The sequence below is a fragment of the Comamonas koreensis genome (assembly GCF_014076495.1).
GTDB lineage: Bacteria > Pseudomonadota > Gammaproteobacteria > Burkholderiales > Burkholderiaceae_C > Comamonas > Comamonas squillarum.
This window is the reverse complement of the sequence record NZ_CP043575.1, coordinates 2,920,955-2,934,975: the sequence shown is the minus strand read 5'-3', so window position 1 is coordinate 2,934,975 and position 14,021 is coordinate 2,920,955. Positions and strand designations below refer to the sequence as shown.

The 14,021-nt window shown below is 62.2% G+C and carries 18 protein-coding genes and 2 pseudogenes; 10 read left to right on the top strand and 10 right to left on the bottom strand.

Annotated elements, in window-relative coordinates:
• Positions 1-15 precede the first annotated feature (15 nt).
• Positions 16-549 (bottom strand): hypothetical protein, encoded by a 534-nt coding sequence (locus F0Q04_RS13300; protein WP_182341196.1) that lies wholly within the window; start codon positions 547-549, stop codon positions 16-18.
• 2 nt (positions 550-551) lie between these two features.
• Positions 552-833: a glycoside hydrolase family protein gene (locus tag F0Q04_RS13295; RefSeq protein WP_182341193.1), complete on the bottom strand. Its 282-nt coding sequence runs from the start codon at positions 831-833 to the stop codon at positions 552-554.
• A 22-nt stretch (positions 834-855) separates the two neighbouring features.
• On the opposite strand from F0Q04_RS13295, the pseudogene F0Q04_RS13290 reads away from it, so the two are divergent.
• A pseudogene (locus F0Q04_RS13290) lies at positions 856-1,680 on the top strand (DNA cytosine methyltransferase); the annotation flags it as partial.
• 61 nt (positions 1,681-1,741) lie between these two features.
• Positions 1,742-2,212, top strand: coding sequence for a hypothetical protein (locus F0Q04_RS13285; protein ID WP_182341190.1), 471 nt, complete (start codon positions 1,742-1,744; stop codon positions 2,210-2,212).
• A gap of 13 nt (positions 2,213-2,225) precedes the next feature.
• Here the strand turns inward: F0Q04_RS13285 and F0Q04_RS13280 are convergent, their stop codons facing one another.
• Positions 2,226-2,627, bottom strand: coding sequence for a BLUF domain-containing protein (locus tag F0Q04_RS13280; RefSeq protein ID WP_116925760.1), 402 nt, complete (start codon positions 2,625-2,627; stop codon positions 2,226-2,228).
• A 106-nt stretch (positions 2,628-2,733) separates the two neighbouring features.
• Here F0Q04_RS13280 and F0Q04_RS13275 point away from each other — a divergent pair, with 106 nt between their 5' ends.
• Complete coding sequence (locus tag F0Q04_RS13275; protein ID WP_182341187.1) at positions 2,734-3,015, top strand: ASCH domain-containing protein; 282 nt, start codon at positions 2,734-2,736, stop codon at positions 3,013-3,015.
• Positions 3,016-3,078: 63 nt separating this feature from the next.
• A complete protein-coding gene (locus tag F0Q04_RS13270; protein WP_116925588.1) occupies positions 3,079-3,858 on the top strand; it encodes a YoaK family protein in 780 nt (259 codons plus the stop codon).
• 73 nt (positions 3,859-3,931) lie between these two features.
• Here the strand turns inward: F0Q04_RS13270 and F0Q04_RS13265 are convergent.
• Positions 3,932-4,285 (bottom strand): annotated as a pseudogene (locus F0Q04_RS13265) (IS3 family transposase); the annotation flags it as partial.
• Here F0Q04_RS13265 and F0Q04_RS13260 point away from each other — a divergent pair.
• Positions 4,228-4,563 carry a pyocin activator PrtN family protein gene (locus F0Q04_RS13260; protein ID WP_182341184.1) on the top strand — a complete coding sequence of 112 codons (336 nt, stop codon included), beginning with the start codon at positions 4,228-4,230 and terminating at the stop codon, positions 4,561-4,563. The pseudogene F0Q04_RS13265 and the gene F0Q04_RS13260 sit on opposite strands and share 58 nt — an antisense overlap.
• A 296-nt stretch (positions 4,564-4,859) precedes the next feature.
• Here F0Q04_RS13260 and F0Q04_RS13255 read toward each other — a convergent pair whose 3' ends face one another.
• Together F0Q04_RS13255 and F0Q04_RS13250 are read right to left on the bottom strand one after the other, a co-directional pair.
• Positions 4,860-5,675: an MlaE family ABC transporter permease gene (locus F0Q04_RS13255; protein ID WP_116925758.1), complete on the bottom strand. Its 816-nt coding sequence runs from the start codon at positions 5,673-5,675 to the stop codon at positions 4,860-4,862.
• A 93-nt stretch (positions 5,676-5,768) separates the two neighbouring features.
• Entirely contained in the window at positions 5,769-6,326 is a 558-nt protein-coding gene (locus tag F0Q04_RS13250; RefSeq protein ID WP_182341180.1) for a peroxiredoxin, read from the bottom strand.
• A 220-nt stretch (positions 6,327-6,546) separates the two neighbouring features.
• Here F0Q04_RS13250 and F0Q04_RS13245 point away from each other — a divergent pair, with 220 nt between their 5' ends.
• Positions 6,547-7,533 carry a Bug family tripartite tricarboxylate transporter substrate binding protein gene (locus F0Q04_RS13245; RefSeq protein WP_116925586.1) on the top strand — a complete coding sequence of 329 codons (987 nt, stop codon included), beginning with the start codon at positions 6,547-6,549 and terminating at the stop codon, positions 7,531-7,533.
• A gap of 95 nt (positions 7,534-7,628) precedes the next feature.
• Here the strand turns inward: F0Q04_RS13245 and F0Q04_RS13240 are convergent, their stop codons facing one another.
• Positions 7,629-8,378, bottom strand: coding sequence for a 2OG-Fe dioxygenase family protein (locus tag F0Q04_RS13240; protein WP_182341177.1), 750 nt, complete (start codon positions 8,376-8,378; stop codon positions 7,629-7,631).
• A 138-nt stretch (positions 8,379-8,516) separates the two neighbouring features.
• Positions 8,517-8,954 carry a universal stress protein gene (locus tag F0Q04_RS13235; protein WP_021028467.1) on the bottom strand — a complete coding sequence of 146 codons (438 nt, stop codon included), beginning with the start codon at positions 8,952-8,954 and terminating at the stop codon, positions 8,517-8,519.
• A 195-nt stretch (positions 8,955-9,149) separates the two neighbouring features.
• Between F0Q04_RS13235 and F0Q04_RS13230 the strand changes: the two genes are divergently transcribed.
• Positions 9,150-10,112, top strand: coding sequence for an aldo/keto reductase (locus F0Q04_RS13230; protein ID WP_182341174.1), 963 nt, complete (start codon positions 9,150-9,152; stop codon positions 10,110-10,112).
• A 19-nt stretch (positions 10,113-10,131) separates the two neighbouring features.
• On the opposite strand, the gene F0Q04_RS13225 is transcribed toward F0Q04_RS13230, so the two are convergent.
• Positions 10,132-10,905, bottom strand: a complete 774-nt coding sequence (locus F0Q04_RS13225) for an SIR2 family NAD-dependent protein deacylase (RefSeq protein ID WP_182341172.1) — start codon at positions 10,903-10,905, stop codon at positions 10,132-10,134.
• Between the two features lie 185 nt (positions 10,906-11,090).
• On the opposite strand from F0Q04_RS13225, the gene F0Q04_RS13220 reads away from it, so the two are divergent.
• From F0Q04_RS13220 to F0Q04_RS13210, 3 genes are all read left to right on the top strand, one after another.
• Positions 11,091-11,549, top strand: a complete 459-nt coding sequence (locus F0Q04_RS13220) for a VOC family protein (protein WP_182341171.1) — start codon at positions 11,091-11,093, stop codon at positions 11,547-11,549.
• Positions 11,550-11,603: 54 nt separating this feature from the next.
• On the top strand, positions 11,604-12,071 hold the full coding sequence (locus F0Q04_RS13215) for an SRPBCC family protein (protein WP_182341169.1): 468 nt from the start codon (positions 11,604-11,606) through the stop codon (positions 12,069-12,071).
• Positions 12,072-12,138: 67 nt separating this feature from the next.
• A complete protein-coding gene (locus tag F0Q04_RS13210; protein ID WP_182341167.1) occupies positions 12,139-12,501 on the top strand; it encodes a DUF1428 domain-containing protein in 363 nt (120 codons plus the stop codon).
• A gap of 46 nt (positions 12,502-12,547) precedes the next feature.
• Here F0Q04_RS13210 and F0Q04_RS13205 read toward each other — a convergent pair whose 3' ends face one another.
• Positions 12,548-14,011, bottom strand: coding sequence for a sensor histidine kinase (locus F0Q04_RS13205; RefSeq protein WP_182341165.1), 1,464 nt, complete (start codon positions 14,009-14,011; stop codon positions 12,548-12,550).
• Between the last annotated feature and the right edge of the window lie 10 nt (positions 14,012-14,021).

Genomic DNA, 14,021 nt, shown 5'->3' with positions numbered 1-14,021 from the left:
CAATGTGGACCGTGTTTACCGGCTGCAAGCTTGGCCGCTGTCGTCACCGCTCAGCCGGCGCTCGATGTTCACCTGGTCACGCAGCGCGGCTACTTCGGAGTCTCTTCGTCTAAGGTCGCTCCCGAGGATTGCGACCACACCGAGGCCTTCTGCAAGCTGGCGGTCGAGGGCTGCCGCTTTATCTGCGAGATCGCTGCGGGCAGCTGCGTCGGCTTGGGCTTGCGCGCGATAAGTGGCACTTCGACTGGCGGTGTCGCGGTGCAGGCGCTCAGCACGGGCAAGCTCAGCGCGCACATCAACATCAATGCCCGTCTTGAGATTCGCCAGTCGGTCGGCGTTGTAGATTGTGTCTTGGGCATGCTTGCTTTCCTTGATCGAAGTTTTCGTGTTTTCCACCAGCGCCGCATTTGACCTGGTGGATTCTTCTTTTGCTTGCTCGGAGCGGATTGATTCAATCTGCGCGCCCACACGCCAGGCCTGCACATTCCAAGTGCCAATGGCGGCCAGGGCCATCCCAAGCAAGAGAGCAGCAGCATGTGTGTAGACCATGTTTACCCCTGTTCTGCTAAGCATTTGGCTTGCCTTTCTAGCTGCCGGGTCCACACGCCCTTGCAGCCTTTCGGGCCCCAGTTCTGCGGCAGCGAACAATCCCGGCCCGCTTGCTTCCGCCAGGCGGGCAGCGCGTTGCAGGCCTGCAGGTATTCACCGTTCAGCAGGTTGCGCCGCATCGAGCTCGTGCGCCAGTTTGTGATGCCGAACTGGTAGGTGAAGTCCATGTAGAGGTCATATTCGCCCTGGGTGAGCTTCACCCCTGGCAGGCTGGCCCGGAACATGGCTTCGTCCTTGCTCTTGTGGCGCTTTGAGCAGTCTTCGCTGTGGAAGGATGGCCAGGCCTACGGCGTGCGCCGCTGGAATGGCAGCACCGGCACAGTAGCTGGCCAGCAAGGGCCTGGCCAGGGCGCATACAGCGTTGCCGATCCCCGACACTATGGCCCTGCAAAGCACAGCAACGAATTTCGCATCGTCCGCTGGGACAAAGCTGCTATGGCAGTAACCAGTGCCCACGGCAGCGGCCAGGCGGTGGCGGACCCGCGCGGCGGTAGCGATCCCACCCTGTTGCATGGGAAGTGCCATGTGACTGAATGGACAGGGCCGACCCGGACAGTGATTGCAGGCAGCACCTCGGGCGAAGGCGCATACGCAGTGGCAGATCCACGCTCAGGCATGGATGCCGACCGTGCAGCATATCTCACTGGTGGGCACTATGGCGTAGTGCCCTGGGCCACGTCCGCCGGCGCAGTCAGCGGATCAGCTTGTCACGACAACGGCCGCTGGTCGGTCGCGGATCCACGGCCCATGCCAGCGCCTGCTGAAAAGCTGGTTTGCAGAATCGTGGCCGAAGACGGCACCTGGCACCGCCCATTCACCACTCTGGAGCTTGCAGCGCTGCAGAGTCTGGTAGACCCTGAAGAGCAGCTGGAACTGGATGGTCTGAGCGACCAGGCCTGGCGAGAGCGCATCGGCAACGCGGTGCCCAGCGCAGCCGGCGAAGCCATAGCGCACGTCATGGGCGAAACGCTCTTGCTCGCTTGGTCTGGAGAAACCTTCCTGCTGTCGGCCCAGCCAGTTTGGGTCAAACCCATGGCCGTCGTACTTTCTCTGCCAGTAGCTGCTTGGTAGCTGCCTGCTTCACCCGTACCATTGCCCGCCTTGAGCGGGCATTTCCACTTTTGGAGCCCCAATGTCTGAAACCACCCCTTCCGTTCCCCTCAAGACTGCACCCTGCTCTGCAACTTGGGATTTAATCGAGCAGCTGGTGCAGCTGGAGAGCAGCAAAAACCGACTGCACCTCGAATACATGGGTAAGGCCATGCCGGCCGATGTGTACCTGCGCTTCCAGAAACTGCGCGACGAGCGTATCCCGGCACTGCTGGACCAGCTGCGCGCTGGCCTAGCCGAAGCCCCTGATCAACCGCCTGCCCATTTTGCTCACGCCTATGCGGACCAGCTCCTGTTGCGCTGCTTGGTGCCGAGTGAGTCGGCACCCCAAGCTCAACCCGCTGATGCACTGGATTTTGAAGCCGCAGCAAAGGTAATGGCCCAGCGGATGGATTACCCCTGGGAGCACATGCCAGAGGAAGGCAGATCGCACATGCGCGAGAGCGCAAGAAAAATTGTCAACGCCGCCATGGCTGCCGGCCAGGCCAAGTAGGAAGGTTGAAAGGCTACAGACGGTCTATCTCAGCAACAGCCTTAGTGAACAAGTTCAAGGCAGCATCGCTATCAATTGTGGCCATTAGATCGATGTCCAGCTCGTCAAGGCTAACGTCGCTGTACCCCATGGACCATGTCGCGTAGCGGCGCTCTTCAAGGTCGTCGCCTGCATTCAGCTGCAGGAAGTCTGTATGCCTGCTGTCCTTGGGGAGCTTAGCCACCAACGCATCGACCTCGCTCGCAGGCCCTTCAATATATTGCGTAAAGCGCTCACCATCGAAAACCAGAATGCCAGTGATGCCGTGCGAGGCGTTGAACTCACGCGCCACCTTCACGATGTTCCCCACCTCAGTGGGGTCGCAGTCAGGTGCCAGCCGACTTGAATAGAGGAAAAAACTCAGTGGAGTGGACATAGCAGCACCTTTCATGAACTGATCCACTGTACACCCTCCCGAATTACATCTTTGCTTTTATGCAAATTCCTTTGGAAAACACACGAAACCTAACCAAGGTTGCACCATGACCACCCTGCACTTACCGCTCAAGCGCCAATACTTCGAGGCCATACGCGACGGCACCAAGCTCGAGGAATTCCGCTTGTGCACACCATACTGGGCCAAGCGCCTGGAGGACCGCGCGTATGACCGGATCATCCTGACCTCGGGCTACCCCGCCCGCGACGATCTTGCTCGGTGCCTGATAACTCCTTGGCGCGGCTTCATGGTGAAGACGATCATCCACCCGCACTTCGGCCCTAAACCTGTGCGGGTCTATGCTATCGATGTGAAGCAACCTTCGTGACCAAGTCACTTTTCCGAGTCGGTCACTGGCATATATGGCATCTTGGTTCAGGGAGCATTTTTGATGAGAAGAATTCGACACCTGACAAACCGACATCGAGCAAATTCCACCAACTTGGCTCTTGGATGGTTACTGGCTTTCAACGCTGGTGCAGTTAATGCGGGTGGCTTTCTAGTCCTGCACATGTACACCTCGCACATGACAGGATTCGCGTCACAGATAGCTGATGGCCTGGTCCTGGAAAACATGAAGATGCTTCTGAATGCGCTGGGCGCCATCTTGTCCTTCATGACCGGCGCAGCCGTCTGTGCTGTTTTGGTGAACTGGGGTCGAGAAAAGCATCTCTACAGCGTTTACGCGCTGCCGCTAATGCTGGAGGCATTGATGCTCTTGCCCTTCGGTCTGATGGGCGCTGTCACCCTCTCCTGGAACACGCCATTCGCTGTTCCCATCACGGTTCTGCTGCTCTCATTCATGATGGGACTTCAAAACGCTGTGGGCTCAAAGACCTCTGGTGGAAGCATTCGCACAACCCATATGACTGGGAACTTCACGGACCTGGGAATGGAATTGGGCAAGCTATTCTTTTGGAAGCGTAGTGGCACTGCTTGTAGGGTTCCAACAAACCGTGTGCAGCATAACTGGGTGCGCATGCGTGCCTCTGCTGGTCTGATTGGCATGTTCGTGCTGGGAAGCATTACGGGCGCAGTTGGCTTCAGCTACATCGGGTTTTTCTGTGTGGTGCCGCTGGCCGCGCTACTGCTCGCGGTGTCAGTGCCGCCATTTATTCATGATGCCAAGCACTCCAACGAGATGCGCGCATTTTTCCAAAAAAGGTGGTGATCACTGAATCACCACCGTCTTAAACAGCAAACCCGCCTAGTGAACTGACCCCAAGAAGTTGGACAGTTGGAAGCTAGGGACTGAAGGCCTGAATCCGGTATTGCACCGGACTCAGGCCTTTTAGTTTTAGCTTGATGCGTTGGTGATTGTAGTAATGGATGTAGTGGTGAAGACCTTCTTGAAGCTGCGCCACACTGCTGAACTTGTTGAGGTGGAAGAACTCGGACTTCAAGGTTCCGAAGAAGCTCTCCATCGCTGCGTTATCCAAGCAATTGCCCCGACGTGACATGCTTTGCACCAGGCCATGATCGGCCAGCAAGCGGCGATAGGCACGACTTTGGTACTGCCAGCCCTGGTCGGAATGCAGCAATGGTTTTTCCTCCCTGCCCAGCTTGCCTAGCGCCTTGCGCAACATGTCACCCACCATCTAATACGGCATTTCTGCTCATGGCTCAGTACAACGCCATGGCGGTGATTCCGCTTGATCAAGTAGTCAAGGACTACTTCCCGCACCTGGGAACGCAAAAGTTCCTGCGCAAGATCGCAGCGGGCGAAATCAAGCTCCCTTTGATCCGCATCGAGCCCAATTCACAGAAGGGGGCAAAGGGCATCCATCTCACTGATCTGGCCACCTACATCGATGCTCAACGAGCAGCCGGTGTAAAGGAATCGAAGCAGCTAAATGGCGAACGGGTGCAACAATAAAGCAACATCGAAAAAGAGAATCCCCATAAGTCTTTGTACTTATGGGGATTTTTTTCGTTTGCCTGTCCGCTCCATCATCGGCGCAACGGACATGCGCCAGGGGCTGTGGGTAGAGAATCAGTCATGGTGGTTGCGCGGCCAAGGCGTGGCCCTCGAATGTGGTGGCCCACACAGGCAGAGGCAGCGCCTGCGGGCAATCGGCTATTTTAAATCCTGCGCAGCCAGGGCGCCGAGCAGCACCCCAAAAGCCTGTCATGGCGGGCCGACCTGTTCGCTCCACTGCCAAGCTTGACGCCCTAGTAATAATTGCCCAGCAACGACGCCACCTCGATGAGCAGCAAGATGGCAAACATGCGCGCAAGGCCACTGAGGTCCGAATCGGGGCCCAGAACCTCATCCTGGCGCGTGCCGTAGGGCCGGTACATGGCCGATGCGGTGGGTATGAGTGCAACGGCCAGACCAAACAGCAGGGTTTTGAGGCCAAACAACCAGGTCACCATGGGCGTGAACACGCTGGCAAACATGCGCGTGTACAGGTCAAAACCGACCCAGCTCAGCCCATAGACGCTGAGGTAGACCATGACCAGCGAAACCACACAGGACAGCGCAGCCAGCGTGATCGAGGCATACATGCTGGCGACCACCAGGGGCAGCATCTCCGTGCGCACAGGGTCATAGCCGTGCTCGCGCAGGCGCTCAAAATGCCCCGCCTCGCGCAACTTGGTCAGTTGCGCACCTGCCGGAATCGAGCAGCGCATCGCGACAAACAAGGCCGCCGTCAGCGGGATGAGCTCGAGCACCAGCACGCGGATGACCATCTCGACAGCGACGCGCGAGAGGCCATAGCTCGTGGCGGTTACAAAGACGATCCGCGCCACCACCAGGCACAGCAAGGCGGCCAACGCGGTAAAGCCCAGCAGGATGGGCGCGGTGTCGACATACATGCGGCGCATCAGCCGCGCGCGGGTCTGCGGGCCGTAGCTGGTGGGCGACATCAGCATCACCAGCACGACCGCACCCAGGTAAAAAATACGCCACCAGGCCACCGCCCAGCGGCGCGCCGTGCGCCAGGTCCGGTGGGGCCATTGGGGTTGAAGCAGACTTGCCAGCATCAGGCGATCATAGGCGATCGGCGCCATCGTGGGCACCTGCCAGCAACATGGCTGGCAAGCCCAGACACTGCCACCGCGCCATGAAAAAGTGGCTCAAGACTTCTGGCGCGCCTTCCAGGCCTGCACCGCCTTCAAGGTCTGCTGCACATGCTCGAGCGGATCGCTGCCCTCATGCGCATAGATCACCTTGCCGTCAGGTGCAATCACGTAGGAGATGCGTGAAGCGGTGCCCGGCCGTGCGGCGGAGCCTGCGTCATAGGCCTGGATGGCCTTGGCATCGGGGTCGGAGGCGACGCTGAACTGGTTACGGCAGGCCTCGCTGGAGAAGCGCTGCATCGTGGCAATGTCGTCATGCGAGATACCGACGACCTGCGCGCCGGAGGCCGCAAAGCTCGGCGTGGCCTCGGCAAAGGCATGGGCCTCGATCGTGCAGCCCTGGCTGAAGGCCTTGGGGAAGAAGTACAGGACGACGGGGCCGCGCTTCAAGGCCTCGGCCATGTCAAAGCGCTGCACCTTGCCGGCCAGTGCCGACTGTGTGCTGAACATCGGTGCCTGGGCACCAACAGCCAGCGCCGCCTGGCTGGGCAGGCTGACCAGCGCCGCGCAGCCCATCACCACCGAGGCCAACGCCCCCACGAATTTTGCTTTCATAGTCGATCCTTCTGTTGTCATCTAGATACGCCCCAAGCCTGGGCCATTGGCGGCAGGCTCTGTTTTTCGCCTGCGCTCCATCGCTCCACACCACAGCCCCTAGAATATGCCACCTGGCGTGATGGCATACATCATCACCCCTTTGACTGTTTATGCAACTACCTCCTTGGCCGACTGTGCGAAAGCCATGCGAAGGTGTGACCCTCAAGGAGACAACAAGATGATGAAACACATTCTGCAATGCGCCGCCGTGGCGCTGACGGTGGGGGCCGCTTCGGGTGCCATGGCCCAGGGCTCGGCGACGGACTACCCCGGCAGCAAGCCGGTGCGCATGGTCGTGCCCTTCCCACCAGGCGGTGGCACCGATATTCTCTCGCGCATCATCGCGCAAAAGCTCAGCGAACAGAACCACTGGACGGTGGTCGCTGACAACCGGGCCGGCGCGGGCGGCACCATCGGTATCAGCGAAGTCGCCAAGGCCCAGCCAACGGGCTATGACATCGTCATGGGCCAGAAGGACAACGTGGTGCTGGGCTACTACCTGTACAAGGGCCTGCCCTGGAACCCCGCCAAGGACTTGACGCCCATTGCCCATGTGGCCTACTCGCCGGTCATCATTGCCACCTCGGAAAACAGCAAGTTCAAGACCTTGAACGATGTGATCGCCGCCGCCAAGGCCGACCCCGGCAAGATCACCTACGGCTCGCCCGGCAATGGCACCAGCATCCATATCGCTGGCGTGCTGTTTGAGAAGGCGGCCGGCGTCAAGCTGACCCACGTGCCGTACAAGGGCTCCAACCCCGCGCTGCTCGACACCTTGTCCGGCAATGTCGATCTGCTGGTGTCGTCCGTGCCCTCGGCCATTGGCCAGATCAAGGCCGGCAAGCTGCGTCCGCTGGCTGTTACCTCGGCCAAGCGCAGCAGCTCGCTGCCCGATGTGCCTACCGTTGCGGAACTGGGCATGAAGGGCTTTGATGTGAGCACCTGGTATGGCCTGTTTGGCCCCAAGAACCTGCCCGCCCCCATCGTCAGCAAGCTCAACACCGAGGTCAACAAGCTACTGGGCCAAAAGGAAGTGCAGGATTCCATCCTGGCCCAAGGCGCCGAGCCCCAGGCCATGTCCGTATCGGACTTTGACAAGTTCTTCCACAAGGACTTCCAGGACGCTAAGGCCATTGTTGAAGCCTCGGGCGCGACCATCCAGTAAGCCCCAGGGCTGGGATACGGCAAGGGCACCTCGCAGGTGCCCTTTTTTTATGACCAGGCCAATGGGCCGATGGTGATCAATGGCAATGCCAGCGCTCAGGCACCGTCGCCCTGGAAGGCCTGGCGGCGCAAGGTCACCACCAAGGTATCGCGGTGGCCGGGGGCATCGCCCAGCGGCTGGATCGGCGTGCTCTCATGGATCATCCGGGCGTCGTCGAGCAGCATCAGCGACCAGGGCTCGGTGAGCGTAAAGCGCAGGCCTTGCGGGCCCTGGGCGTCGAACACCCGCGTCTCCCCGCCTTTGATGCCCTCGCGTGCCACCAAAAACACCGCCACCAGATCCACGCCATCGCGGTGCGCACCTTCGGGGGTGGGCCGGCCAATGCCCTCGGCGGTGTCGATGCGGAACTGGTGGGCCTCGGTATACCAGGGCGCGTGCTCCGCACTGGGAAACAGTGCCTGCGCCGTGTGACCCAGCGCACGCATGATCTGGCGCCAGGCGGGCAGCGCCTGGGTGCTGGCTGCGACGGGCTCAAACCAGCGCTGCATGCCGCCATGCAAGGCGTTGTACTCCACCGGCTGCCAATGGGCACGGTGGGCTACGGACTCAACCTGGTCATCCTGCACCACATAGCAGGAATGGCGGCGCTTGCGGTAGCGCCCGCCGTCTTTGAGGTAGGCATCATGGGGCATGGCCTCCCAGTGGCTGCCGAGCGCTGCCAGGTCATCGGGCGGGCAGGCTGCCCACTGCGCCACGGCGGCGGGGCTGAGCACCGCATAGCCATAGGCGCGCAAAGTGCCGTCCACCTGGTCGGCATCACAATAAGGAGGAGGAAAGGACTGCATGTAAAACTCCGTCAAGCGGGCGAGCTTACGGCGGTCACAAAAGCATTGCGTGCTGCACAACTTTGGGCAGCGCCGCAGCGCTGCCCGGTAGCCATCCACTCAACGAAAACGGCACCAAGCCGGGTGCCGTCGCTGACATTACTGGCGAACGACCAGCACGGGGATCAGGCTGTCGCTCAGCACGCGCTGGGTCACGCTGCCCAGCACCAGCTTTTCCAGGCCCTTGCGGCCGTGCGAGCCCATCACAATGAGGTCGGCGCCGGTGGTTTTGACCGCTTCCATCACCCCGTCGTGTACGGAGTGGCCTTCGCCCATGACGGTGTCCACAGGAATACCGGCCTGCTCCATCGCAGTTTTGACCGCGTCCAACGCGGTGTGCGCATCGGCAGTGGCAGCAGACAGGTACTGCGCCTGGCCATAGGCAAAATCGGCGCCCACGCCGGTGAAGGGATAGGGATCGATCACATACACCGCAGTGACCTGGCTGCCAAAGGCCTTGGCAAGACCGGCGGCCTTGTTGACCGCGAGCATGGAGGTGGCAGACCCATCGACCGGCACCAGAATATGTTTGAACATAGCGTCACTCCTTTTTGTTGTTGCATGCATAACTTACTCTAAAACGCAGGGCCCGGCAAACCTGGCAGGCCCTGCAGCACTGCCACCTATGCGGCAGTTGCAAGCGGTTTGCGCTGCATCAACGGGTGGCGCCGCGCCAGCCCGCGCCGCATAATGTTTGCACCGCCCTGCTGGGCCCTAACCCCTCTTCAAACGATGACAACATCCCTGCGCTCCCTGGGTCGATCCGCCCTGCAAGTCTCGCCGCTGTGCCTGGGCGGCAATGTATTTGGCTGGACGGCTGACGAGGCCACCAGCTTTCACCTACTCGATGCCTGGCTGGATGCCGGCATGAACTTTGTCGATACCGCTGACGTGTACTCGCGCTGGGCGCCTGGCCACAGCGGCGGTGAATCGGAGCGCTTGCTCGGCAAATGGCTGCGCAGCTCGGGCAAGCGCGCGCAGGTGGTGTTGGCCACCAAGGTCGGCAAGGATATGGGCGAAGGCAAGGTCGGCCTGCGCCCGGAGTACATCCGCCAGGCGGTCGACGCCTCTCTGCAGCGCCTGCAGACCGATTACATCGACCTCTACCAATCGCATGACGACGACGCGCAGGTACCGCTGGCCGATGTGATGGGCACCTTTGGCGAGCTGATCGCCGAGGGCAAGGTGCGTGCCGTGGGCGCCAGCAACTACAGCGCAGCGCGCCTGGCAGAGGCGCTGCAGACCAGCGAGCAGCATGGCCTGGCGCGTTATGAGAGCCTACAGCCGCTTTTCAACCTCTATGACCGTGCCGTGTTCGAGCAAGAGTTGCAGCCGCTGTGCGTTGCGCAGGGCGTGGGCGTCATCAACTTCTACAGCCTGGCTGCCGGCTTTTTGACCGGCAAATACCGCAAGGCCGAGGACGCGAGCAAAAGCCCGCGCGGCGCCAAGACCACCCAGCTGTATCTGAACGACCGGGGCTTGCGCATTCTGGCCGCGCTCGAACAGGTGAGCAGCCGCACGGGCGCCCCGATGGGCGAGGTGGCCGTGGCCTGGGTCATGCGCCAGCCGGCCATTGCCTCGCCGATTGCCAGCGCCAGCAACCTCGAGCAGCTGCAGTCGCTGATCCGCGCCAGCCAATTGCAGCTCGATGCCGATGCGATGGCCACGCTCAACGCCGCCAGCGCCGAAGCTTGAGCGAAGGCTGGCGACAAGCCTAGGCCAGCAGAATCGGCAAAATTTGCGCCGAAGGCAGGCGCCAGCAGCGGTCGGCCACCCCGTCAAGCGCGGTGGGCTCGGGGTTGATGACCACCACATGCGCGCCGCCCCGGGCGGCGATATGGGCCAGGCCAGCCGCCGGGTAGACATGGCCGGAGGTGCCAATCACCAGCATCAGGTCACAGGCCTTGGCGGCGTCTTGCGCCTGCTGCAGCTCGGCATGGGGCAAGGCCTCGCCAAACCAGACCACAGCCGGGCGCAGGTAATTGCCGCAACCAGGGCATTGCGGCGGCGCATCGCCTTCGGTAAAGCGGGCATCGCAGCAGGGCTTGGGCGGCAGCAGCCAGCGGTTGTCCATCAGATTGCCATGCAGGCACAGCACTGGCGTACTGCCGGCACGCTGGTGCAGGCCATCGACGTTCTGCGTGACCAGGGTCATCCGGCCGGGGTGGCGCGCCTGCCATTGGGCCAGCGCCACATGGCCGGCATTGGGCATCACCTGCCGCACCAGATCGCGGCGGTACTGGTACCAGTCCCAGACCCGCTGCGGATGGGCCAGAAAGCCCGCTTCGCTGGCCATCTCCTCAGGGCTGAACTGCGCCCAGTAGCCCGTCTGTGCATCACGAAACGTCGGCACGCCCGACTCCGCACTGGCCCCCGCCCCCGTCAACACCAGCAGATGCCGCGCATTGTGCAAGCGCTGTCGCAGGCTGGCAATTTCTGTATCGGCAAGCGGCAGCGCTGCGCAGGTATCCAAGGGATCAAATGACATAGAAGGTGCGGTGAAAAGCAGCTGCCTAGCATACGGCAAGGCTTGCGTTCCAGCGCCACAGTCCAGCATCACTGCGCAGGGCGCCGATTGAGCGACTTACATTCAGAAACTGTCATCACGATTTGGAGATGGACACGATGGACGGGCCGAGCCCAGAATGGCTGACCCACGACGAGGAGACAAGAATGCAATTCATCCCCTATCTGAACTTTGATGGCGATTGCGCCGAAGCCATGGCCTTTTACGCCCAGCTGTTTGGCGGCCAGATCATGCACCAGATGCGCTTTAGCGACATGCCGCCTGGCGAAGGCATGCCACCGCTCCCGCCTGAGGCGCAGTCGCGCCTGATGCATGCCCACCTGCAAGTAGGCAGCCAGGCGATCATGGCCTCGGACACGATGCCTGCGATGCCTGGCGCCAGCGCCGAGACCTGTGGTGGCGGCTATCTCAAACCCCAAGGCATGTGGGTGTCCATCGGTGTCGATTCCGCAGCAGATGGCGAGCGCATCTTCAACGGTCTGGCTGACGGTGGCCAGGTGGCCATGCCCTTTTCAGCCACCTTCTGGTCGCCCGGTTTTGGCATGGTGACCGACCGTTTTGGCACCCCGTGGATGGTGAACGTCCAGACGCAGCCCGCTGCATAAGGCCCTCGTCTCCTCACCGCACAACCGCACACCACCTGCACCGAGCCACACCCTATGTCTCTACAACCCCATCCCCAGGATCTGGTGCTCAGCCGCCTGATCCATGCCCCCGCCGCCACGCTCTACCGCTGCTGGACCGAGCCCGCCCTGCTCACCGAGTGGTTTGTACCCAAGCCCTGGACCATTGCCAGCGCCCAAGTGGATGTGCGTGTGGGCGGCGGCAGCCAGATTGTCATGCGCGACCCGCAAGGCAACGAGTACCCCAATGCCGGCGTGTACCTGGAGGTAGTACCCAACCTCAGGCTGGTCTTTACCGATGCCTACACCGCTGGCTGGGTGCCCAGCGCCAAACCGTTCATGACGGCCATCATCGAGTTTGAGCCCGAAGCGGGCCTGACCCGCTACACCGCCACCGTGCGCCATTGGAGCGAAGAGACCCGCAAGCAGCACGAGGCGATGGGATTCCACACCGGTTGGGGCGTGGCCACCGACCAGCTCGTGGCGCTGGCTGCCAGCTTGTAGTTGCGTCCTCGCGCTGCGATGTAGCGCCCACCCATAACAGCGCCGCTCGAGCGCCCAGGAGACTACCATGCCTTATGTCGATGGATTTGTACTGCCCGTGCCCCGCGCCAAGCTCGACGCCTACCGAGCCATGGCCGAGGCGGCCGGCAAGGTCTGGATGGAGCACGGCGCACTGCAGTACTGGGAATGTATGGGCGACGATGTGCCCGATGGTGAAGTCACCTCGTTTCCGATGGCGGTCAAGCTACAGGCGGACGAGGTCGCTTGCTTTTCCTGGATCGTCTACACCTCGCGCGCCGAGCGCGACCGCATCAATGCCGCGGTGATGGCCGACCCGCGCCTGGCGGACATGCAACCGGCCAACATGCCGTTTGATGCCAAGCGCATGATCTTTGGCGGATTCATGCCGGTCGTGCAGCTGGGGACTTGATAAGGCCACCAAGGCCACCAAGCCCACCTAGAGCCGCTGCGCCGTATCAGGCCACTACGCCGGCCATCTCCACGCGCACCAGCAGCCCCTTCAAGGCCTCGCTCTTGCGCCATTGCAACCGGCCTTCGTAGCCTTGCACGATTTGCTGGGTAATCGACAGGCCCAGGCCCGTGCCATCAACCGTCTCATCAAAGCGCTGGCCCCGCGCGCCGGCTGCCTGCATTTGTGCGGCCGTCATGCCAGGGCCGTCGTCCTCCACCTGCAGCACCAGGCCTTGGGTGGCGCTGCCATACACCGTCAGGCGCACCTGGGAGGCTGCCCATTTGCCCGCGTTGTCCAGCAGATTGCCCAGCAGCTCTTCCAGATCGGCGCGCTCGCCCCGCCACCACAGCGCGACACCCTCCTCCACCAGTTGCCAGTCCAGGTCGCTGGCCTGGTGCAGTTGGCGCAGCATCGCCAGCATCTGCCGCGCGCAGGCCAGCACATCCACAGGCAAGCCGGCGCTTGGCCCATGCACCAGGGTGGCATCGCTGAAGGTACGGGCCTGGTAGCGGTCAATCAGCCGCGCCATCGCCGTGGTCTGCTGCAGCACCAGGTCCGCCGGCAGGGCTGCACCGCTGCCGGCATGGGCCATCAGCAGCGACAAGGGTTTTTTCAGCGCATGGTTGAGGTCGGCTGCATGCGAGCGTGATCGCTCCACCACCTGGGTATTGCGCGCGAGCAAGGCGGCCAGCTCCTGCTGCAAGGGCTGCAGATCGGCACCCAGCGGCAGCTGCGCAATCTGCTCGGTGGCGGGCGCAGCGCCTGGCAGCGGCTTGTCCAGGCCGGCAATCACACCGACCAGACGCTTGAGCGGCGCCAGGCCCACGCGCAGCTGCAGCCAGACCAGCGCGCCAATCAGCAGGATCAGCATGGCGCTAGTGATTCCCAAAATCTGGTCAATGCGGCGCAGGCTGGCCATCAGCGGCTGAGCCGGGCCAAAGACCTGCAAGTGCATCGGCGCGGCGCCCGCTGCCAGCTGCACCGAAAAATGCTGTACCAAAAGCGGCTCCTGCTGCGGGCCCCGGGCCTGCTGCAAGCGTTCGCTGCCCCACAGCCGGGCTGGGCTCACCACCAGGTCGGGCTGGTCCCACAGCGAGCGGGAGCGCGCCAGCACCACCGGCTCTGCGGCTGTTCGCAGGGGCGCGCGCGCCTGGCCCTGCAACTGCCAGTACCAGCCCGAGAAAATGGCGCTGAACTCGTCGCTGCCGCCCGCCGCCTCTTGCACCCGGCCATCGGGCAGCAGCGCCAGGCGCGCGTGGATGCGCTCGGATTTTTCCTCCAGGCTGCGCGACATGCTGCCCAGCAAGCTGGCATGCACCTCATAACGCAGCCACCAGCCGCCCAGCCCCATCACCAGCAAACTGGGCACGATGACCAGGGCGGCCATGCGCGCAGCCAGCGACCAGCGCCGCGCAGGTGAGCGCCGCGCGGGCGGCCGCTCGTGGACAGAACTGGGAGGGAAGGCCATGGTGCGGCGG

Bases quoted from the DNA above. Each gene is read 5' to 3' on its own strand.
- F0Q04_RS13300 (WP_182341196.1), bottom strand. From the start codon at position 549: ATGGTCTACACACATGCTGCTGCTCTCTTGCTTGGGATGGCCCTGGCC.
- F0Q04_RS13295 (WP_182341193.1), bottom strand. From the start codon at position 833: ATGTTCCGGGCCAGCCTGCCAGGGGTGAAGCTCACCCAGGGCGAATAT.
- F0Q04_RS13285 (WP_182341190.1), top strand. From the start codon at position 1,742: ATGTCTGAAACCACCCCTTCCGTTCCCCTCAAGACTGCACCCTGCTCT.
- F0Q04_RS13280 (WP_116925760.1), bottom strand. From the start codon at position 2,627: ATGTCCACTCCACTGAGTTTTTTCCTCTATTCAAGTCGGCTGGCACCT.
- F0Q04_RS13275 (WP_182341187.1), top strand. From the start codon at position 2,734: ATGACCACCCTGCACTTACCGCTCAAGCGCCAATACTTCGAGGCCATA.
- F0Q04_RS13270 (WP_116925588.1), top strand. From the start codon at position 3,079: ATGAGAAGAATTCGACACCTGACAAACCGACATCGAGCAAATTCCACC.
- F0Q04_RS13260 (WP_182341184.1), top strand. From the start codon at position 4,228: ATGGTTTTTCCTCCCTGCCCAGCTTGCCTAGCGCCTTGCGCAACATGT.
- F0Q04_RS13255 (WP_116925758.1), bottom strand. From the start codon at position 5,675: ATGCTGGCAAGTCTGCTTCAACCCCAATGGCCCCACCGGACCTGGCGC.
- F0Q04_RS13250 (WP_182341180.1), bottom strand. From the start codon at position 6,326: ATGAAAGCAAAATTCGTGGGGGCGTTGGCCTCGGTGGTGATGGGCTGC.
- F0Q04_RS13245 (WP_116925586.1), top strand. From the start codon at position 6,547: ATGATGAAACACATTCTGCAATGCGCCGCCGTGGCGCTGACGGTGGGG.
- F0Q04_RS13240 (WP_182341177.1), bottom strand. From the start codon at position 8,378: ATGCAGTCCTTTCCTCCTCCTTATTGTGATGCCGACCAGGTGGACGGC.
- F0Q04_RS13235 (WP_021028467.1), bottom strand. From the start codon at position 8,954: ATGTTCAAACATATTCTGGTGCCGGTCGATGGGTCTGCCACCTCCATG.
- F0Q04_RS13230 (WP_182341174.1), top strand. From the start codon at position 9,150: ATGACAACATCCCTGCGCTCCCTGGGTCGATCCGCCCTGCAAGTCTCG.
- F0Q04_RS13225 (WP_182341172.1), bottom strand. From the start codon at position 10,905: ATGTCATTTGATCCCTTGGATACCTGCGCAGCGCTGCCGCTTGCCGAT.
- F0Q04_RS13220 (WP_182341171.1), top strand. From the start codon at position 11,091: ATGCAATTCATCCCCTATCTGAACTTTGATGGCGATTGCGCCGAAGCC.
- F0Q04_RS13215 (WP_182341169.1), top strand. From the start codon at position 11,604: ATGTCTCTACAACCCCATCCCCAGGATCTGGTGCTCAGCCGCCTGATC.
- F0Q04_RS13210 (WP_182341167.1), top strand. From the start codon at position 12,139: ATGCCTTATGTCGATGGATTTGTACTGCCCGTGCCCCGCGCCAAGCTC.
- F0Q04_RS13205 (WP_182341165.1), bottom strand. From the start codon at position 14,011: ATGGCCTTCCCTCCCAGTTCTGTCCACGAGCGGCCGCCCGCGCGGCGC.